The sequence below is a fragment of the Amaricoccus macauensis genome (assembly GCF_049800915.1).
Classification (GTDB): domain Bacteria; phylum Pseudomonadota; class Alphaproteobacteria; order Rhodobacterales; family Rhodobacteraceae; genus Amaricoccus; species Amaricoccus macauensis_A.
Genome location: NZ_JBNAFY010000003.1, coordinates 32,685 through 52,331, shown reverse-complemented (window position 1 = coordinate 52,331; position 19,647 = coordinate 32,685). Strand labels below are relative to the sequence as shown.

Annotated in this window: 18 protein-coding genes; 13 read left to right on the top strand and 5 right to left on the bottom strand. The window is 65.0% G+C overall.

Annotated elements, in window-relative coordinates; genetic code table 11:
* Nucleotides 1-26: 26 nt before the first annotated feature.
* The 3 genes from ACP15W_RS07985 to ACP15W_RS07975 all read left to right on the top strand — a co-directional run bounded on the left by ACP15W_RS07985 (nt 27) and on the right by ACP15W_RS07975 (nt 2,563).
* On the top strand, nt 27-755 hold the full coding sequence (locus tag ACP15W_RS07985; RefSeq protein WP_424932343.1) for an SDR family oxidoreductase: 729 nt from the start codon (nt 27-29) through the stop codon (nt 753-755).
* Nucleotides 756-777: 22 nt separating this feature from the next.
* Nucleotides 778-1,509: a GolD/DthD family dehydrogenase gene (locus ACP15W_RS07980; RefSeq protein WP_424932342.1), complete on the top strand. Its 732-nt coding sequence runs from the start codon at nt 778-780 to the stop codon at nt 1,507-1,509.
* Nucleotides 1,510-1,600: 91 nt separating this feature from the next.
* Nucleotides 1,601-2,563: an aldo/keto reductase gene (locus ACP15W_RS07975; protein ID WP_424932341.1), complete on the top strand. Its 963-nt coding sequence runs from the start codon at nt 1,601-1,603 to the stop codon at nt 2,561-2,563.
* A gap of 1 nt (nt 2,564) precedes the next feature.
* Here ACP15W_RS07975 and ACP15W_RS07970 read toward each other — a convergent pair whose 3' ends face one another.
* Nucleotides 2,565-3,467, bottom strand: coding sequence for an FCD domain-containing protein (locus ACP15W_RS07970; protein WP_424932340.1), 903 nt, complete (start codon nt 3,465-3,467; stop codon nt 2,565-2,567).
* Nucleotides 3,468-3,611: 144 nt separating this feature from the next.
* On the opposite strand from ACP15W_RS07970, the gene ACP15W_RS07965 reads away from it, so the two are divergent.
* The 7 genes from ACP15W_RS07965 to ACP15W_RS07935 all read left to right on the top strand — a co-directional run bounded on the left by ACP15W_RS07965 (nt 3,612) and on the right by ACP15W_RS07935 (nt 10,894).
* Entirely contained in the window at nt 3,612-4,637 is a 1,026-nt protein-coding gene (locus tag ACP15W_RS07965; RefSeq protein ID WP_424932339.1) for an ABC transporter permease, read from the top strand.
* A 48-nt stretch (nt 4,638-4,685) separates the two neighbouring features.
* Entirely contained in the window at nt 4,686-5,624 is a 939-nt protein-coding gene (locus tag ACP15W_RS07960; protein WP_424932338.1) for an ABC transporter substrate-binding protein, read from the top strand.
* 92 nt (nt 5,625-5,716) lie between these two features.
* Nucleotides 5,717-6,469 carry an ATP-binding cassette domain-containing protein gene (locus ACP15W_RS07955; RefSeq protein WP_424932865.1) on the top strand — a complete coding sequence of 251 codons (753 nt, stop codon included), beginning with the start codon at nt 5,717-5,719 and terminating at the stop codon, nt 6,467-6,469.
* A 268-nt stretch (nt 6,470-6,737) separates the two neighbouring features.
* Nucleotides 6,738-7,748 carry a zinc-binding alcohol dehydrogenase family protein gene (locus ACP15W_RS07950; RefSeq protein WP_424932337.1) on the top strand — a complete coding sequence of 337 codons (1,011 nt, stop codon included), beginning with the start codon at nt 6,738-6,740 and terminating at the stop codon, nt 7,746-7,748.
* Complete coding sequence (locus tag ACP15W_RS07945) at nt 7,745-9,274, top strand: UxaA family hydrolase (RefSeq protein WP_424932336.1); 1,530 nt, start codon at nt 7,745-7,747, stop codon at nt 9,272-9,274. Before ACP15W_RS07950 ends, ACP15W_RS07945 begins: the two co-directional genes overlap by 4 nt.
* Before the next feature lie 29 nt (nt 9,275-9,303).
* Nucleotides 9,304-10,032 carry an SDR family oxidoreductase gene (locus ACP15W_RS07940; RefSeq protein WP_424932335.1) on the top strand — a complete coding sequence of 243 codons (729 nt, stop codon included), beginning with the start codon at nt 9,304-9,306 and terminating at the stop codon, nt 10,030-10,032.
* Nucleotides 10,033-10,051: 19 nt separating this feature from the next.
* Entirely contained in the window at nt 10,052-10,894 is an 843-nt protein-coding gene (locus ACP15W_RS07935) for a fumarylacetoacetate hydrolase family protein (protein ID WP_424932334.1), read from the top strand.
* A gap of 45 nt (nt 10,895-10,939) precedes the next feature.
* Here ACP15W_RS07935 and ACP15W_RS07930 read toward each other — a convergent pair whose 3' ends face one another.
* Nucleotides 10,940-12,049, bottom strand: coding sequence for an NAD(P)/FAD-dependent oxidoreductase (locus tag ACP15W_RS07930; protein ID WP_424932333.1), 1,110 nt, complete (start codon nt 12,047-12,049; stop codon nt 10,940-10,942).
* Between the two features lie 254 nt (nt 12,050-12,303).
* Between ACP15W_RS07930 and ACP15W_RS07925 the strand changes: the two genes are divergently transcribed.
* A complete protein-coding gene (locus ACP15W_RS07925) occupies nt 12,304-14,247 on the top strand; it encodes a methyl-accepting chemotaxis protein (protein ID WP_424932332.1) in 1,944 nt (647 codons plus the stop codon).
* A gap of 12 nt (nt 14,248-14,259) precedes the next feature.
* Here the strand turns inward: ACP15W_RS07925 and ACP15W_RS07920 are convergent, their stop codons facing one another.
* Together ACP15W_RS07920 and ACP15W_RS07915 are read right to left on the bottom strand one after the other, a co-directional pair.
* Nucleotides 14,260-14,895 carry a nucleoside/nucleotide kinase family protein gene (locus tag ACP15W_RS07920; RefSeq protein ID WP_424932331.1) on the bottom strand — a complete coding sequence of 212 codons (636 nt, stop codon included), beginning with the start codon at nt 14,893-14,895 and terminating at the stop codon, nt 14,260-14,262.
* 186 nt (nt 14,896-15,081) lie between these two features.
* The gene (locus ACP15W_RS07915; RefSeq protein ID WP_424932330.1) at nt 15,082-16,314 is read right to left on the bottom strand and encodes an NnrS family protein; all 1,233 of its coding nucleotides are present in this window, start codon (nt 16,312-16,314) and stop codon (nt 15,082-15,084) included.
* A 132-nt stretch (nt 16,315-16,446) separates the two neighbouring features.
* Between ACP15W_RS07915 and ACP15W_RS07910 the strand changes: the two genes are divergently transcribed.
* Together ACP15W_RS07910 and ACP15W_RS07905 are read left to right on the top strand one after the other, a co-directional pair.
* Nucleotides 16,447-17,142, top strand: a complete 696-nt coding sequence (locus ACP15W_RS07910; protein WP_424932329.1) for a Crp/Fnr family transcriptional regulator — start codon at nt 16,447-16,449, stop codon at nt 17,140-17,142.
* A gap of 152 nt (nt 17,143-17,294) precedes the next feature.
* Nucleotides 17,295-18,050, top strand: coding sequence for a CbiX/SirB N-terminal domain-containing protein (locus ACP15W_RS07905; protein WP_424932328.1), 756 nt, complete (start codon nt 17,295-17,297; stop codon nt 18,048-18,050).
* A gap of 100 nt (nt 18,051-18,150) precedes the next feature.
* On the opposite strand, the gene guaB is transcribed toward ACP15W_RS07905, so the two are convergent.
* Complete coding sequence (gene guaB / locus ACP15W_RS07900) at nt 18,151-19,605, bottom strand: IMP dehydrogenase (RefSeq protein ID WP_424932327.1); 1,455 nt, start codon at nt 19,603-19,605, stop codon at nt 18,151-18,153.
* Between the last annotated feature and the right edge of the window lie 42 nt (nt 19,606-19,647).

Here is a 19,647-nt window from a genome sequence, read left to right as displayed (position 1 = left end):
CTTCTGTGGATGAGGGGACGAGAGACATGTCTGGACGTTTTGAGGGCAAGGTCGCGGCGATTACCGGCGGTGCATCGGGGATCGGGCTCGCGACTGCGGAGGCGCTTCTGGCCGAGGGCGCGACCGTGGTGCTGGTGGATCGGGACAAGGCGGCGCTCGATGCGCTGGTCGCGAAGCATGGGGAGAAGTGCATCGCGCAGGTAACGGATCTGCTCGACCCTGCAAGTTGCGACGCGATGGTGCCCGAGATCCTCGCGAAGACCGGGCAGATCGACATCCTGCACTGCAATGCCGGGACCTATATCGGCGGTGATCTGGAGGAGACGGATGCCGCCACAATCGACCGGATGCTGAACCTCAACGTCAATGCGGTGATGAAGAACGTCCACGCCGTCATCCCGCACATGACCGAGCGCAAGACCGGCGACATCATGGTCACCTGTTCCGTGGCCGGGCATTCGGCAATCCCTTGGGAGCCGGTCTACTCGGGCTCGAAGTGGGCAATAACCTGCTTCGTGCAGACCATGCGTCGCCAGCTTCTGAAGCACGGCATCCGGGTCGGGCAGGTCTCCCCCGGCCCCGTGATCTCGGCGCTGCTGGCGGACTGGCCCGAAGAGAACCTGCGCAAGGCGAAGGAAAACGGCGCGCTGATCGAGCCCTCGGAAGTCGCCGATGCGGTGGTGTTCGCGCTCTCCCGGTCGCGCAATGTCACGATCCGGGACATGGTGGTGCTGCCGTCGAGTTTCGATATCTGAGCTCAGGGCGGGAGGACTGATCATGGCCGAACTCAAGGGTCTCACGGCACTGATCACCGGGGCCGCTGGCGGAATCGGTGCGGCAATGGCCGAGGGCTTCGCCGCGGCCGGGGCACGACTGGCGCTGGTGGATCGCGTGGATGCAAGCCCCCTTGCCGAACGGCTGGGGCCGGAGCATCGGGCCTTTCATCTCGATCTCCTGGACCCGGCGGCCATCGCCGATCTCGTGCCGCGGATCGGCGCGGAGATGGGCATCGACCTGCTCATCAACAATGCGGGCTTCGGGATCGTGTTTCCGGCGGAGGAAATGCGTGTCGAGGACTGGGACAGGACCATGGCGATCAATCTCCGCGCGCCATGGCTCATGGCCGCAGCGGCCTTGCCCTATCTGAAGCGCTCCGGGCGCGGGCGGATCGTCAACCTGGCGAGCCAGGCCGGGGTGATCGGCCTTGAGGAGCACGCGGCCTATGGCTCCAGCAAGGCGGGGCTGATCGGGCTCACCAAGGTCATGGCGCTGGAATGGGCGAAGTTCGGCATCACGACGAACGCGATCTCGCCCACGGTCGTCGAGACCCCGATGGCGCTGGTCGGTTGGGCCGGGGAGAAGGGGGAGCGGGCCAAGCGGGAGATCCCGGTCGGCCGGTTCGCGAAGCCCGAAGAGATTGCCGCGGCGGCGATCTACCTGTGCTCGCAAGGGGCCGGCATCGTGAACGGTGCGAACCTCACCACCGATGGGGGCCGGACGATCCGATAAGCGCGGATTTCACCTGCCGCGCGATGATTGTTGAAATTCGGTTCAAAATAATAAAATACTCCATCTCCGGATCTGCAAAGGGGAGGGCGGAATGGAGACGAGACGCATCGGAGCAACCGACGTCGAAGTAACGGAAGTGGCCTTCGGCTGCGCCAGCATCGGCAATCTCTATCACGAGGTCTCCGAGGCGGCCGCTCGGGACGTGCTTCAGGCGGCCTGGGATGCGGGCATCCGCTATTTCGACACCGCGCCGCACTACGGGCGCGGGTTGTCGGAAGAGCGTCTGGGCCGGTTTCTCAAGTGTCGCCAGGATTATGTGCTCTCGACAAAGGTCGGGCGGGTGCTTTCGCCCGCGAAGTCCCCGATTGCGCAAGCCGATGGGTTCGTCAATCCGGCGCAGAACGATGTGCGCTATGATTACTCCGGGGACGGGATCGAGGAAAGTTTCGAGCAGAGCCTCGAACGGCTAGGCGTCAAGCACGTCGAGATCGTCTATGTTCACGACATCGGTGAATACACCCATGGGGCGGAAAACGCGCGTCACATGGAGGACTTCTTCGGTTCCGGCTACGCCCGGCTCGTGCGGCTGAAGGAGCAGGGCCGGATCGGGGCCATCGGCCTCGGGGTGAACGAATGCCAGGTCTGTCTCGATGTCATGGACCACGGGCCCCTCGATGCCATTCTGCTCGCCGGGCGGCTGACGCTGCTCGATCGCTCGGCGGAGGCGGCTCTGGTGCCGCGCTGTCTGGACGCGGGGACGAGCCTTGTTCTGGGGGGCGTGTTCAACTCCGGTATCCTGGCCACGGGGCCGGTCGAGGGCGCGACATACGATTACGGGCCCGCGCCGCGCGAGGTGCTCGATCGGGTCGCGGATCTGCAGCGCGAGGCGGAGCGCCATGGAATACCGCTCGCGACGGCCGCCCTGCATTTCGCGATGCGGCATCCGGCGACGGCATCCGTGCTGCTCGGCACGGCGAAGGTCTCCTCGCTGAAGCGCAACCTCGATGCATTGGCGCAGGACATTCCGGCTGAAAGCGCGGACATGCTGGGGTGAGTCACCCCAGTTCGTGATGACGGAGCGAGGAGAGAAGCGTAGTCTTCGAGGTGCGCATGTGCCGGGCTGCGGCCTCGCGGGCGGCCTCGGCATCGCGGTTCTCCAGCGCATCCATGATCGCGAGATGCTCGTCGATGGCGGCGCTGTTGCGCAGTTTTTCCTCGGTCTTGTCCCAGAGATAATGGTAGTGGAAGATTAGCGAGATCACCTTCTGGAACTCGGTCACGAAGCGGTTCTTCACCACCGAATTGATCGCGGCGTGGAAGCTTTCGTCCAGCTTCGAGAACTCGTGGAAATCGGTGTCGATCCGCTCCTTGAGCGAGAGATGCCGGGCGCGTAGCTCGGCCAGCCGTGCCCAGACCGGATGATCGACAGGCGCCTCCGCGACGCAGGTCACGGCGTTCTGCTCCAGCACCGAGCGGAAGTCCGAGAGCTCGACGGCAAAATCGGCGGTGAAGCCCAGAAGCATCCAGCCGCCCTGCCGCCGCCGGGCGACGAGACCGAAACGGCTCAGGCCGGCGAGAAATTCCTTCAACTCGTGCTGCGGCACGTCGAAGCGGCGCGCAAGCTCCGCCACCGAAAGCGGCGTGTTGGCGGGCACGTCGAAGCGCAATACCCATTCGAGGAAACGCTGTTCGAGATCTTCGGGGCTGGCGCCGCTCTCGGGCAGGTCGATGCGGTCGGCCTCGGTGGGCTTGCGCAGGATGCGTTTCTCGCGTCCGACCCAGCTGATGAGCTTTTCTTCCTCCAGGCGGCCAAGGCAGCGGCGGATCACGGTGCGGCTCACTTCGGCGATATCGCTCAGCGCACTTTCCGCGGGCATGGCCGCGCCCACTGGCAGCGATCCGCAATAGTCTAGAATGCGGTTGTAGGCCTCCCTATACCGCGTGTCGCTCCGTGCCATGTCATCGGGCCTTTCCTTGCCGCCGCCGAAATCCGCAAAAGCAGTGCCGGGGCGTGTGCGGTTTTAAATTAGAAAAAACTGTTGACAGGAATCAAGAGCGATGGGAGTAGTTTTTAATAATAAAATTCAGACGCCGGGGGGTATATGGCTGAAGCAAGCCAGCACACGCAAGCTTTCGACCCGCGCAGGCTCGTGCCTGGCGCGGCAGAGATCCATCGGCTTTCGGCCCTGCTGACGCTCATTCTGCTGATCCTTGGATTCGGGATGGCCTCAAGCGCGTTCTTCTCGGTGAACAATGCGCTGACGATCCTGTTGCAGACCTCCGTGATCGGGCTTTTGGGGATCGGGTTGACGATGGTGATCCTCACCGGCGGCATCGATCTTTCAGTCGGCTCGGTGCTGGCGCTTTCGGGGGTCATCACCGCAATGTGCGTGAAGGCGGGCCTGCCGGTCGCGCCCGCGATGGTGTTTGGCATCCTGGCCGGTGCGGCCTGCGGCGCCTTCAACGGGTTCGTCATCACCAGGATGCGCATTCCCCCCTTCGTGGCGACCCTGGGCATGATGCTGATTGCGCGCGGCCTTGCCTTGCAGATCACCGGCGCGGTGCCGATCTCCGGGCTCGGATCGGGCTTCGGCCTCTTGGGCAATGGTGCGCTCTTCCGCATGGTCGAGATGCAGGATAACGGCTTTCCCAAGGTGATCTTCCCCGGAATTCCCTATCCCGCAATCCTTCTGCTCATTGTTGCCCTAGCGGCGGCCTACCTGCTACGGCGGCGCCAGATCGGGCGGCACATCTACGCCACCGGCTCGAACGAGGAGGCCGCGCGGCTTTCGGGTGTGCGGGTCGACCAGGTCAAGCTCACAGCCTACACCATGTCCGGCGCGCTGGCGGGGCTCGCGGGCAATGTTCTGATGTCGCGGCTCGTCACGGCCCAGCCCAGCGAGGGCGTGATGTATGAGCTCGATGCCATTGCGGCGGCGGTGATCGGCGGCGCATCGCTCTCAGGCGGCGTCGGCACGATCTCGGGCACGATGATCGGCGCCTTCATCATCGGCATTCTGCGCAATGGCCTCAACATGGCCGGCGTATCGGCATTCATCCAGCAGATCGTGATCGGTCTGGTGGTGATCGGAGCGGTGTGGATCGATCAGGTCCGCAACCGCCAGTGACAACGATAAAAAAAAGAACAGCGAACAGATAAACAGTGGAGGACTGAAATGACTTTTGGAAAGAGCCTTGCCGCGGCGTCGGTGATCGCACTTGGAGCCGGGATGGCGCAGGCGGGCGAGATCGCGGTGATCGTGAAGACCACGAACTCGAACTTCTGGCAGAACGTGAACCTCGGGGCACAGGCGGCCATCGAGGCGCAGGACGAGCACACCATGAGCTTCGACGGTCCTGCTGCCGAGAGCGCGATCGGTGACGAGGTGAACCTTGTCGAGAACGCGATCAACCGCGGTGTGTCGGGCATCGTGCTCGCGCCGTCCGATCCCGATGCGCTGGTGCCGCCGGTCAAGCGCGCCTTCGAGGCCGGTATTCCGGTCGTCATCATCGACAGCGCGCTGAGCGAGGCGGGCGAAGGCACCTATCAGGCGTTTCTCTCCACCGACAACTGCGCGGCCGGCGAGCAGGTGGCGCAGCGGATGATCGATGCCGCAGGGACCGAGGGCAAGATCGCCATCATGTCCTATGTGGCGGGTGTCGGCTCCGAGATCGGCCGGGTCGGCTGTTTCACCGACCATATCCAGGCGAACTCCGAGCTTGAGATCGTCGGGCCCTACTACTCCCAGAGCCAGATGGCGACCGCGCTCAACCAGACCACTGACGTCCTGGCGGCGAACCCGGATCTCGTGGGCATCTTCGGCGCGAACGAACCGACCGCCGTCGGCATGGGGCGCGCCATCGAGCAGGCCGGCAAGGCGGGCCAGCTCGTGGCACTCGGGTTCGACGGCAACGAGGACCTGCAGCAGTTCGTGCGCGACGGCGTGCTCGAAGCGACGGCGGTGCAGGGCTCCTTCGCCATGGGCGAGATGGGCGTGAACGCGATCATCGACATCCTGAATGGCGAGACGGTCGAGAGCTACATCAACACCGGCGTGGTGCTGGTGGACCAGAGCAATATCGACGCCGACGAGGCGCAGAACGTCCTCTACTGACTTAACTTTCGGGGGCGGTGATGGCGCTGTCCCCGGCTTTTTCGCCAAGAATGAAAAGGTCCGCTTTCGTGTCACGCACTCCGCTGGTTCAAATGAAGGATATCGAGAAGCATTTCGGCGGCGTTCGCGCGGTCGATCACGTGTCGCTCGATCTTTATCCCGGCGAGGTCGTGGGCCTTCTGGGACACAATGGCGCGGGCAAATCCTGCCTGATGCGGATACTTGCCGGCGCGATGATCCCCAATGGCGGCGAGATCCGGGTGAATGGCGAGGTGGTGCATTTCACCGAGCCGAACGATGCGCGCGCGGTGGGAATTGAGACGATCTACCAGACGCTGGCACTGGCCGAGCATCTGGACGCGCCGGCGAACCTTTTCCTAGGCCGCGAGCTGAAGACCCGGTTCGGCAACCTCGACGACGCGCGGATGATGGAAGCCGCGCGAAAGGTGCTGGCCCGGCTCAATCCGAATTTCAAGAACCTGCGCGACCCGGTCTCGAGTCTCTCGGGCGGGCAGCGGCAGGTGATCGCGATTGCGCGCGCGATCTATTTCGACACGCGCGTCCTGATCATGGACGAGCCGACCGCGGCGCTCGGGCCGTCCGAAACCGCGATGGTGGCGGACCTGATCCGGCAGTTGCGGGCGGAGGGGATCGGCATCTTCCTGGTGAGCCACGACATGCATGACGTGTTCGATCTCTGCGACCGGGTTGTGGTGATGAACAAGGGGCGCGTCGTCGGTGCCCATGCCATTGATGAGGTGAGCAAGGACGACGTGCTGAGCCTGATCGTCAAGGGTGAGCTGCCGGCTGACTGGTCGGCCCGCAATCTGGAGGCCGCGACATGATCGAAGCGACGCACACCAACCCCGGGCTGCACTGGCAAGTCTCCAGTGGAGACTTGCGCAGGCTGGTCGAGCGGAGCGCTACGCGCGGAGGTCGAGAGCGGAAGAGCCGGACCCGACCGATGGTTCTGGACGCGCAAGACCGTGGCGCGCGCGAAAGCGCGCAGCCGCCCGGGACGGGCTGCGCGACCAGATTTGCCACGTGTCAAATCTGGCATGGAAGTGCCCAGAGTTGGTTCGGCTACTTCAATAGCAACCTGGAGGCCGCGACATGATCGGAACCGCTGTGCGGACGATGCAATGCGGCGTATGTGTCGAGCCCGGCCGGATGGCGGTGGAGGCGCGGCCCCTGCCCGTGGAGGCGCCCGAGGGCTGGGCGCTCGTGGATATCGCGGCCATCGGCATCTGCGGCACGGACTACCATATCTTCGAGGGCAAGCATCCGTTTCTCGACTACCCCCGCGTGATCGGCCACGAGCTTTCGGGCCATGTGGCGAGCGGGCCGGAAGAGGGCCGGCTCGTGGTGGTGAACCCCTACGTCTCCTGCGGGCGCTGCCGGGCCTGCCGGCAGGGCAAGCCGAATTGCTGCACGGAGATCGAGGTGTTTGGCGTTCACCGGGACGGGGGCATGTGCGCGCGGATCGCGGTGCCCGAAGGCAATCTCTACCCGGCGGACGGGCTGACGGCCGAGCAGGCGGCGATGGTTGAGTTTCTCGCCATTGGCGCCCATGCGGTCGCGCGGTCGGGCACCGGGCCGGGTGACCTCGTTCTGGTGACGGGGGCGGGGCCCATCGGCCTCGGCACAGCGATGTTCGCGCGGCTCGCGGGGGCGGAGGTGCACCTGATGGACCTGAGCCCGGCGCGGCTCGGGCTCGCGCGTGATCATTTCGGTTTCGAGCACGGGCATCTGCCGAGCGATGATCTGAGCACCGGCGATCTTGCCGAGGGGTTCGACGTGGTGTTCGATGCAACCGGGAACGCAAGGGCCATCGAGGCCGGTTTCCCCTTGGTCGCACATGGCGGGAGCACGGTGTTGGTGAGCGTGGTGAAGGATGATATCCGCTTCAGCGATGCCGAGTTCCACAAGCGGGAGGCACGCATCATCGGGTCGCGCAATGCGCTTGAGGCGGATTTCTACCAGGTGATGGATGCGATCCGGAAGGGGCATATCCCGACGGATGCCATCGCGTCGCTGGTGCTGCCACTGGCAAAGCTGCCCGACCATTTTCCCGGTCTGGTCGAGAACCGGGATCAACTCGTGAAAGTGATCGTGACGCCGTGACCACATTGACAGACCAGGGTACGGCCGTGCTTCGGCTGCATGGAAGCGACAACGTGCTGGTGGCGCTTCGCGACATTCCGGCGGGCGCGGATCTGGGAGACGGGATCGCGGCAGCGAGCAAGATCCCCTCGGGTCACAAGGTCGCAGCCACAGCCATCGCCGCGGGCGCGCCGGTGCGCAAATACGGCCAGATCATCGGGTCGGCAACCGAGGACATCGCGCCGGGCGCACACGTGCATGTCCACAATCTCGGCATGGGGGCGCACAAGCAGGATTACGGGTTCGGCAGCGAGGCCAAGGCCCTGCGACCCATGGAGGTGCAGGCCTCCTTCCGTGGCTTTCACCGCCCCTCGGGGCGGGTGGGCACGCGCAACTATATCGGCATCCTGACCTCGGTGAACTGCTCCGGCTCGGTCGCGCGGTTCATTGCGGAATACGCCCACCGCGAGCGGCTGCTCGATGCCTTTCCGAACGTGGATGGCATCGTGCCGGTGGTCCATGGCACCGGCTGCGGCATGTCGGGGGGCGGCGAGGGCTACGAGACGCTCTTCCGCACCCTGGCGGGCTACGGCCACAATCCGAATTTCGGTGCGATCCTGATGGTGGGGCTCGGCTGCGAGGTGATGCAGATCCCCGACCTGATCGACCGCGAGGCGCTGAAGGACAGCGCGCGGTTCCGCTACATGACCATCCAGCAGACCGGCGGCACACGGGCCACGGTCGAGAAGGGGCTCGGCATCCTGCGCGAACTGGCGGCGGAGGCCAACAAGGCCGAACGCGAAGAGGCGCCCGCGTCGAAGCTGGTGCTGGGGATGCAATGCGGCGGCTCGGACGGATATTCCGGCATCACGGCGAACCCCGCGCTGGGCGTCGCCTCCGATCTGCTCGTGCGTCATGGCGGGATCTCGATCCTCTCGGAAACCTCCGAGATCTATGGAGCGGAACACCTGCTGACACAGCGCGCGGTCGATACAGCCACGGGCCGCAAGCTGATCGATCTCATCGAGTGGTGGGAGGATTACACGGCGCGCAACTACGGCGAGATGGACAACAACCCCTCGCCGGGAAACAAGCGGGGCGGCCTGACAACGATCCTCGAGAAGAGCCTCGGGGCGGTGGCCAAGGGGGGCTCCGCGCCGCTCTCGGGTGTCTACCGCTATGCCGAACCCATCGACGCGCCAGGGTTCGTCTTCATGGACAGCCCGGGCTACGATCCCTGTTCGGTGACCGGGCAGACCGCATCGGGGGCGAACCTCATCGCGTTCACCACCGGTCGCGGCAGTGTTTCGGGCTACCAGCCGGTGCCCTGCATCAAGATCGCCTCCAACCCCGATCTCTGGCGGCGGATGGAACCGGACATGGACGTGAATTGCGGCGATATTCTCGAGGGCGTCACCCTTGAGGACAAGGGCCGCGAAATCTTCGAACTGATGCTGCGCGTGGCTTCCGGTGAACATACCAAGAGCGAGGCGCAGGGCTTCGGTGCGGTGGAATTCGTGCCGTGGCAGATCGGCGCGGTAATGTAATCAAGACCAAATTGACGGGAGGACGAGGCATGGGGCAGACAGATCTGGCCGGGCAGGTGGTGCTTGTCACCGCGGCAGCCCAGGGCATCGGGCGGGCCACCGCCGTGGCATTCGCGCGTGCCGGTGCGCGGGTCATCGCGACGGATGTGAACGAGGCGGGGCTTGCAGGGCTCGACAGCTGCGAGACCGCGCGGCTCGATGTGCTGGACAGGAAAGCGGTTGAGGCGTTCTGCGCCCAGGTGGGCCGGGTGGACATTCTCTTCAACTGCGCCGGCATCGTGCACAACGGGACATTGCTCGAGTCCACCGAGGAGGAGTTCGACTTCGCCTGCGATCTGAACGTGAGGGCGATGATCCGGATGATACGCGGCGTTCTGCCGGGGATGCTGGAGCGCGGCGATGGGTGCATCATCAACATGTCCTCCCTCGCCTCCTCGCTGAAGGGCGTGCCGAACCGTTTCGTCTATTCCACCACCAAGGCGGCGGTGCTTGGGATGACGAAGGCCGTCGCGGCCGATTACGTCAAGCAGGGCATCCGCTGCAACGCGATCTGCCCCGGCACCGTACAGACGCCCTCGCTCGACGATCGGTTGCGTGCCACGGGCGACTACGAGGCGGCGCACAAGGAATTCGTCGCGCGCCAGCCCATGGGGCGGATCGCGGAACCGGAGGAGATTGCGGATCTCGCGGTCTATCTGGCGGGCGCGAGGTTCACGAGCGGGCAGGCTGTCTGTATCGATGGCGGCTGGTCGATTTGAACAGGATGAGGGACAGGGCATGAAACTTGTACGGTATGGCGAGCGCGGCGCGGAGAAGCCGGGGCTGGTGGATGGCGAGGGGCGCCTGCGCGACCTCTCCGCCCATGTCGGCGATCTGGCGGGTGACGCGCTCCACCCGGAGGGGCTGGCCGCAGTTGCCGCGCTCGACGCGAACACGCTGCCGCTGGTGGAGGGCGACCCGAGGCTGGGTCCGCCGATCGCGGGGACGGGGAAGTTCATCTGCATCGGCCTCAACTATGCCGATCACGCCGAGGAAAGTGGCATGGATGTGCCGCCCGAGCCGGTGATCTTCATGAAGGCCACGAGCGCGATCTGCGGGCCGAACGACCCGATCATTATTCCGCGCGGTTCGGAGAAGACCGACTGGGAGGTGGAGCTTGCCGTGGTGATCGGGAAGCCCGCGAAATACGTCTCCGAAGCCGAGGCAATGGATCACGTGGCGGGTTTTGCCGTGACGAACGATGTCTCCGAGCGTGCCTTCCAGATCGAGCGCTCGGGCCAGTGGACCAAGGGCAAGTCCTGCGACAATTTCGGCCAGATCGGGCCATGGCTGGTGACGCCTGACGAGGTGGCCGATCCGAGCGCGCTCAAGATGTGGCTAAAGGTCAATGGCGAGACCATGCAGGACGGCTCGACCGCCACCATGGTCTACAAGGTGCCGTTCCTCGTGCACTACCTCAGCCAGTTCATGACGCTGCATCCCGGCGATGTCATCTCGACCGGCACGCCTCCGGGTGTGGGGCTTGGCATGAAGCCGCCGCGCTACCTCAAGGCGGGCGACGTGGTCGAACTGGGCATCGACGGGCTTGGCAGCCAGCGCCAGGACGTGGTCGCGGACTGATCGAACATCTGCAGGGTAGGGCGCCCTGACCCGTCGAGCGGCGCCCTATTCCTTCAGCAGGAGTGCTGCGGCCGTGTCGGCAATGGAAAGCGACGAGGTGAGGCCAGGGCTCTCGATCCCGAAGAGGTTCACGAGGCCCGGCACGTTGTGGGTTTCCGGCCCTTCGATGGTGAAATCGGTGGCCGCGCCCCCCGCAGGATAGAGCTTGGGGCGGATGCCCGTGTAGCTCGGCGCGAGTGCTTCGTCGGCCAGATCGGGCCAGTAGCGCCGGATCGCGGCGTAAAACACGTCGCCGCGGCTGGCATCGAGGCTGTAGTCGATGCCGTCGATCCATTCCGTGTCGGGGCCAAAGCGACCCGCGCCGCCCATGTCGAGCGTGAGGTGAACGCCCAGCCCGTCGCGCTCGGGCACCGGGTAGATCAGCCGCGAGAAGGGCACGCGCGCGGAGACGGAGAAATAGTTGCCCTTGCAGTAGTGGATCTGCCGGGTGTGCTCGGGCGCGAGACCCTCGATCGCCGTCGAGACCTCGCCCGCGAAGAGACCTGCCGCATTCACCAGTTCGCGTGCGCCGATGGTCAGCCGCCCTTCGTCGCTTTCCGTCTCGATCTCGAAGCCGTCCGCCGTTGCGCGAGCGGAGACGAAGCCAGTGCCGAAGGCGATCATGCCCCCGTGATCCTCGATCTCGCCCTGCAGGCTGAGCATCAGGCCGTGGCTGTCGATGATGCCGGTCGAGGGCGAGAGCAGCCCGGCCTCGCCGCGAAGCGCGGGTTCCATGCGGTGAAGCTCGGAATGGTCGAGATGGGTGAGATCATCGACGCCATTCGCGCGGGCCTTCTCGACGATCCCCTCAAGTGTTGCGACCTGCTCCGGCTCGGTGGCGACAATGATCTTGCCAAGCCGCTTGTGGGGCACGTTCCGGCTCTCGCAATAGTCGTAGAGCATGTGCTTGCCGCGCACGCAGTGCAGGGCCTTGGCGGAGCCGGCAGTGTAGTAGATGCCGGCATGAATCACCTCGGAGTTGCGCGAGCTCGTATGGCTGCCGATCAGGCTCTCGCGTTCGAGCACCACAACCTCGCGGCCCGCGCGCGCAAGCTCCCGCGCCACCGCCAGTCCGACGACGCCCGCTCCGATCACCACGCAATCGACACGATCCATGCACGTTCTCCAGAAAACCAGTTCCGCATTGCTTCCTTAGCGTGAAAACGCCGCGCTCGGAAACATCGGGTCGCACACAAGTTTCGTGAATTCCCTAACGGTTTCCGGACCTGGCCGGTTGCCGGGACGCGCAAGAGGGCGGGTTTTTGCCCGCATTTACCCGTGGTTCAGCAATCGAGGCCTATCAAGCAGAAGAACGACCGGGTCCAGAAGCGCCTGATTCCGTTCATGAACAGATAACGCAGGTCAATTCGATGCTGAGTGAGCGCGCTTACAGATTGTCGACCCGGATCTACGCGATTGTCGCCCTTGCGGTTCTGCTGACGGCTTTCCTGGCCTGGACGCTGCTTTCCCTGGCCATTCAGAACGCCTACGACATGCGCGAGCGGCACCTGAGCGATGTGGTGGATACCGCGATCAGCATCCTCGCGGATCTCGACCGGCAGGTGGCCGAGGGTGGAATGACCCTCGATGAGGCACAGGCCGAAGGGCAGCGGATCATGATGTCGCTGACCTACGAGGAGATCGGCTACTTCTACGTGTTCGAACATGATGTGACCATCGTGGCGCATCCCATCCTCACGGATTGGGTCGGGACCAACCAGGAGGAATACGAGGACATCAACGGGCTGAAGCTCTTCAAGGAGTTGCGGCGGGTTGCGCTCGAGGAGGGCGGGGGAGCCGTCCTCTATGATTTCCTGAAGCCCGACACGAATGTCACCGATCAGAAACTCGGGTTTGCGCGCGAGTTCCAGCCTTGGGGCTGGATCATCGGAACCGGCTCCTACGTGTCCGACATCAAGGGAAATCTCGCGCATCTGAGGAATGTGAGCCTGGGCGTGCTGGGCGTGAGCCTCATCGCGCTTCTGGTCATTTCCACGATCCTCGTGCGCAGTGTCACCGGGCCGATCGGGGGCCTGATCCAGCGGATGAAGGCCATGCGGGAAGGCAACATCGCGGCTCCCGTTCCGCATGTCGAGGCGCGCGGCGAGATCGGCGACATGGCGCGCTCGATCGAAATGTTCCGGCAGGCCATGCAGGAGCGCGAACGGCTCGCGAAAGAGCAGGCCGAGAAGGATGCCGAATACGCCCGGCAGCAGGAGGCCGCCCGCGAGAAGGAGCGTGAGGCCGAGGCGCGGGAGGCCGAGATTGCCGAGCGCCATCGCCAGGCAGAAGAGCAGCGGCGGGTCGAGAAGGAAGAGGCGCGGGCGCAGCAGGAGGCGGAACGTGCCGCGGCGGAGGCAGAGCGCGAGCGTCTGCGCCTCGAACAGGAAGCCGTGGTCAACACGCTCGCCAACTCGCTCAGCGCCATTTCCAAGGGCGATCTGGGCGTGGCGATCCAGGACGCCTTTCCGCCGGCCTACGAACAACTTCGCCGCGACTTCAACGAGGCGGTGGAGCATATCGCCATGCTCGTGGGCATGATCCTCGAAGGCGCGGCGTCCATGAGATCGGATACCGAGAGCCTGAGTTCCGCGACCCTTGCGCTCAGCCAGCGCACGGAGAACCAGGCGGCTTCCCTTGAGGAGACAGCCGCCGCGATCACCGAGCTTTCCGCCTCCGTGGACAGTTCCGTCGAGGGGGCGAGAGAGGCCACCGCGGCGGTGTCGAGCACGCGGGAAATGTCCGAGACGGGGCGCGAGGTTGTCCAGCGGACCGTGAAGGCCATGAGTGATATCGCCCAGAGTTCCGCGAGCATCTCACGCATCACCACGGTGATCGAGGAGATCGCGTTCCAGACCAACCTCCTCGCGCTCAACGCCGGTGTCGAGGCGTCGCGGGCCGGCGATGCCGGGCGGGGGTTTGCCGTGGTCGCCTCGGAAGTGCGTGCCCTGGCGCAACGCTCGTCCGAAGCGGCTCGCGAGATCGCGACGCTGATCGAGACCTCCACGCGCCAGGTCGAATCCGGTGTGACGCTGGTGAACGAATCCGGGACCGCGCTCGAGGCGATCGAACAGCTCGTCGGGCGGCTGAACGATCTGGTCAATGGCGTCGCGGAGACATCCTCGGAGCAGGCCATCGCGCTTTCGGAAATCTCGGCCGCGGTGAACCAACTCGATCAGATCACGCAGCACAATGCCGCCATGTTCGAGGAAACCACCGTGGCGGTCACCTCGCTGCGGGACAAGGCGACCGAACTGGAGCAGGGCGGCAACAGCTTCACCCTGCCTGGCACCATCCGGCGCCGGGTGGCCTGAACCGGCCGGGGTTCAGAAGTTCTCGATCCGGTAATCGGGCGCAACGCTCTCACGCAGCACCTGCCGGACATTGGGCATGTCATTGCCCTCCATCTTGTCATGAAAGGCCGTTCCTTCCAGCCCGTAGCCGCGCCAGCGGGCCGTGAGCCTCGCTTCAAGCACGGCTTCGGGGACATCGAGAAAGACGGTGACGTCGAAACACGCGCGGATCGCGGACCAGTCCGGGTGATCGAGCAGCAGGTAGTTCCCCTCCACGATCACGATGCGCGCGCGCGGCCCGATGATCCGGGCGCCAGCACGGGCGATTTCGATGGAGCGGTCGAAGACCGGCACGGCAACATCCGCACCGTCATTGGCGGTAATCCGGTGCAATGCGGAGAGAAGTCCCCCGGTGTCGAATGTATGGGGTGCGCCCTTCCGGGAGAGATGCCCGCGCGCCTTCAGCAGCATGTCGTCGAAATGAAAGCCATCCATCGGCAGGACTTCGGCGCAACCCGGCACATGAGTGTTTAACTCGTCCCGCAGCATGTCCGCGAGCGTGCTCTTGCCGGAACCAGGCGGTCCGGCGACGCCGACGAGGCGGCGCTTGGCGCCGGTGCTTTCCAGAAGCGCCTTGCCCAGGGCTTCCACGGTGACGGTCTCGGTCATTCTCAGGCACTCCAAGTCGCCGCTGGGCGGTTCTGACAGGTGGGACCGGGTTCGATCCTTTTCCGCGATAGGCCCGGTGGTGGCTTTCGATCACAGGTGGTGTTCCACTATGCGCGCTGGCCGATGATGGCGAAACCATTTTCCAACAGGGGGGCGCGGCAAACCGCAGATGAGGCACGGCGTGCCTCACCCGGATTTCGGGTCCGGAAAGCTTGCCCCTGCGCCAGGGCCCTGAGGGCGCTTCGGCTGACCGGGTGTCTTGCGGCCGTCGGGCGGCAGCGCGAGCCATGGCACAATCCGAACCACGATGAGGGCGAACCCCGCCGTCCACATCAGGCCCGAAAGCAGGATGCCGTCCAGCCCGGCAATCACGACATTCGGCAGGAAGGTGCGGATCAATGCGGCAAGCACGATGAGGCTGTAGGCAAACGTCAGGTCCCGGCCCGCGACGAGGCTTCGGCCCGTATGTCCGCGGGTGGCGCGGATCATGACCGCGACGGTCATGCCGCCGATCGCGCCGATGCCCAGGAGGTGCAGTCCCATGGCAGGCGTATCGGCCATGGCGAGTGCGAGCAGTCCCGCCGGCGCGAAGGCATAGGACACATGCAGCATCAGAAGCAGCGGTGAGGGCCATGTGGCCTCTCCCTTCCAACGCGCAAGGCGCAGGCTGTGCAGGACTGCCGCAAGCGCAAGAAGCAACTTCGCGAAAACCGAGACAGGCGCGGCCACCCAGATCAGAAGCGCCGAGGCCCCGGCAATAAGCGCGATCCGGTCCACGCGCCCGAACGGGGCGGGCAGGCGCGAAGCGTCACGCCTGGTGAGCCAGTTGCGGGTGAAGCTCGGGATGATCCGCCCCCCGATGAGCGTCAGCAGGAAGACCACCACCGCGAAACCGAGCCGGACACCGAGATCGGCAGCGCTCGACCGCATCGCTTCCTGGTGAAAGATGACATTCGCCGCCCAGAGAAGCGACACAGGGACGAGAACCCGCAGGTTTCGCCAGTTCCTTCCCGCCATGATCTCCATGCCGATGGCAAGGGTGACGACGAGGAGAAAGGCGCAATCCAGCACCATCACACCCTCCGCAGGCAGGCCGAACCCGCCCGCGACGGCAATGCGACCCGAAAGCCAGAGGATCGCGAGAAGGCCAAGCGGCCAGCCCCGAACCGGCAGCCGACCGGTCCAGTTAGGAACGGCTGTGAAGAGAAATCCCGCGATGACGGCTGCGGCGTAGCCGAACAGCATTTCGTGGATATGCCAGTCAATCGGGCTGAACGGGCCGCCGAGGGTGAATGTGCCGCGCCAGACCAGAAGCCACACGGGGATGGCCAGCAACGCGAAGAGGGTGGCCAGGAAAAAGAAGGGTCGGAACCCGTAGCTGATGAGGGCAGGGCCGGTATAGGGTGCCTTGGAGGGCATGGGGTTTCCCTTTCGAAAGAGCAGGGAGGCGCCAGGTCGCGGTTCCGGCGCACCGGGATGTTTCTCTTTCGACGAGAATGTCCTAACCCTTCCGCGCCGACTTTGTCTCTCCGCAACCTTCCGGACCGAAAATTGGCCAAGCTTGACGAAAGCCTACTGAGGGATCTGCCGCCCTTCTCGAAACTGTCGCGGCAGCAGATCCGGGAAATCCTGGACCGCGCCACTCCGGCGCGGCATGCCGAGGGCGTTGCCGTTTTCACGGAAGGTCTGGAGGCGGAACGGTTCTACCTGCTGCTGGACGGCTATATCCGGGTTGTCCGCACGACAGATGACGGCGAGCAGATCATCGCGCTGCACATTCCGCCCGGTCAACTTTTCGGAATAGCCCCCGCGCTCGGCAAGACGCATTATCCGGCCACCGCGGTCTGTGCCACCGAAACCATGACGCTCTCCTGGCCGGTGCGGCTCTGGCAGACGTTCGTCACGCAATACGACGGGTTCGCCACGGAGACCTACAAGACGGTCGGCGAGCGGGTCGAGGAGTTTCACGCCAGGATTCTGGAGCTTGCGACACGGGCGGTCGAACAGAGGGTCGCCTCGGCCCTGCTCAGGATGGTCAGCCAGTCCGGTCGCAAGGTCGAAGGACACGTCGAGATCGCCTTTCCGGTGACCCGGGCGGACATTTCCGAGATGACCGGCACCACGCTCCACACGGTCAGCCGGCTGCTTTCGGCCTGGGAAAGGCAGGGCATTCTTGCCAGTCGTCGGCGGCATATCACCGTGACCGATCCCCACGCCCTGCTGCTGTTGAGCGGCGCCGAGGGGTAATGGTCGCTTGCCGCCCCGGAACACTACGCCATAATCAGACACATGGGGCGCACCGGACCACCCCCCGGAACGCCATAGCCCAATTTCCCCGCGGTCTCTGTTGGCTCCCGACGACCGGTCATGCAAACTCTGGAGAAAGGTCACGTGTTTCGATGGCAGAAGTGACAAGGACTGCCCTGATCGTCGCCCATGGACAGCCCTCCGATCCGGAGCGGCCGGAACGCGAGCTTGCTGCGCGCGCCGCTCGCGTCGAGGCGATGCTGCCGGGCTGGACGGTCCGCTCGGCAACGCTTGCCGCGAGCGGAGCGTTGGCGGCGGCAATAGATGCGCTGGGCGAAACGCCGGTCATCTATCCGATGTTCATGACAGATGGCTGGTTCGTAAGCACCAACCTGCCAAGGCGGCTCGCAGAGGCCGGAGCGGGCGATGCGCGCATTCTGCCCCCCTTGGGCCTCGATCCAAAACTGCCGGAGATGATCCTGTCTCGGCTCGATCGCGCCTGTCGCGAGCTTGATCGGCCCGCAAGTGACATGCCGCTTCTCCTCGCCGCCCATGGCTCCCCGAGCAATCCGCGGCCCAAGCGCGTCACCGAGGCGCTGGCCGAGAGGATCCGGCAGGAAAGCGATTTTGCCGCCGTCGTCACCGGCTATGTCGACGAGGCGCCCTACCTGCGGGACGCCGCAGCCGAGACACGGAACGGGCTCTGCCTGCCGTTCTTCGCGACGAGCAATTCCCATGTTCTGGAGGATCTGCCCGAAGCGCTGGAGGAAGGGCACTACGCCGGAACGGTCCTGCCACCGGTGGGTGAATGGGACGAGATCCACGGTCTGATCGCCGCGGCGCTGGCCGAGGCCTCGTGCGGGGAAGGCTCGCTCGGGACGAAGGCGGTCCGGGCCAAAACGGGTTGAACCCGGAGTTTCGTGCCGGCATGTCGATCTGGCCAGAACCCGTCTTCAGGCGCTGATGTCCAACGCCCCGGTTCTTGCCCGGATATGAGGCTTGGGCCCGCTATCCCAATCGATAGTTCGGGCTCTCCCGCGTGATCTGCACGTCGTGCACATGGCTTTCGCGCAGGCCCGCGTTGGAGATGCGCACGAACTCGCAGCCGGTCTGCATCTCGGGAACGGTCCGGTTGCCGGTGTATCCCATGGCCGCGCGCAGACCGCCCACCATCTGGTGCAGGACCGCCGAGACCGCGCCCTTGTAGGGCACCTGGCCCTCGATGCCTTCGGGCACGAGCTTGTCCGCGCTCGCTTCCTTCTGGAAGTAGCGGTCAGCCGAGCCGCGCGCCATCGCACCCACCGAGCCCATGCCGCGATAGGATTTGAAGCTGCGCCCCTGGTAGAGGATCACTTCGCCGGGCGCCTCGTCCGTCCCGGCGAGGATCGAGCCCACCATGGCGCAATGCGCGCCTGCGCCGATCGCCTTGGCGAAGTCGCCGGAGAACTTGATGCCGCCATCCGCGATCACGACATGGCCGGTCTTGCGGGCTTCCGTCGCGCAGTCGGAGATCGCGGTCATCTGCGGCACGCCGACACCGGCGACGATGCGTGTGGTGCAGATCGATCCCGGACCGATCCCGACCTTCACCGCATCGGCACCTGCATCGATCAGCGTGCGGGTTGCGGCGGCGGTCGCGACGTTGCCCGCGATCACCTGTGCTTTCGGCTTGAAGGCCTTGATCCGGCTGACGGCTTCCGCAACCGCGCTCGAATGGCCATGGGCCGTGTCGATCACCACGATGTCCACGCCCGCCTCGATCAGCGCGACCGAGCGCTCGTAGCCCGCATCACCGACGGTCGAGGCAGCGCCCACACGGAGCCTGCCCTGATCGTCGCGGGCGGCACGCGGGTTGAGCACGGCCTGTTCGAGATCCTTGAGCGTCAGCAGGCCCGTCAGGTTGCCCTTGCCATCGACGACAAGCAGTTTCTCTATCCGCCGCGCCTGCATCATCTTGCGCGCTTCGGCAAGATCGGCGGGTTCGCGGAGGATTGCGAGATCGTCGGCCGTCATCATCTCGCGCACCGGCGTGGTCTCGTCGTTCGCGAAACGCATGTCCCGGTTGGTCAGGATGCCCACCAGCACACCACGCTCGTCCACCACCGGGAAGCCGGTGATGCGATACTGTTCCATCAGGACGCGGGCATCGGCGAGGGTGTTGTCCGGCCTCAGCGTCACGGGCGTGTCGACCACACCGGAGACGAAGCGCTTGACGGTGCGGACCTTCGCGGCCTGCTCCTCGACGGTGAAATTGCGGTGGATCACGCCCATTCCGCCGGCCTGCGCCATTGCGATGGCCATCTTGGACTCGGTCACCGTGTCCATCGCGGAACTGACAAGCGGAATGTTCAGCGAGATGCTGGGTGTGATGAGCGTGCGCGTGTCGGCCGTCGCGGGCAGAACCTCGGAAGGGCCGGGAACGAGGAGTACGTCATCGAAGGTGAGCGCCTCGCGTAGAATCATTTGTACATCTCCGCCATGGGCTGTCGGTTTGGCGTCCCTATT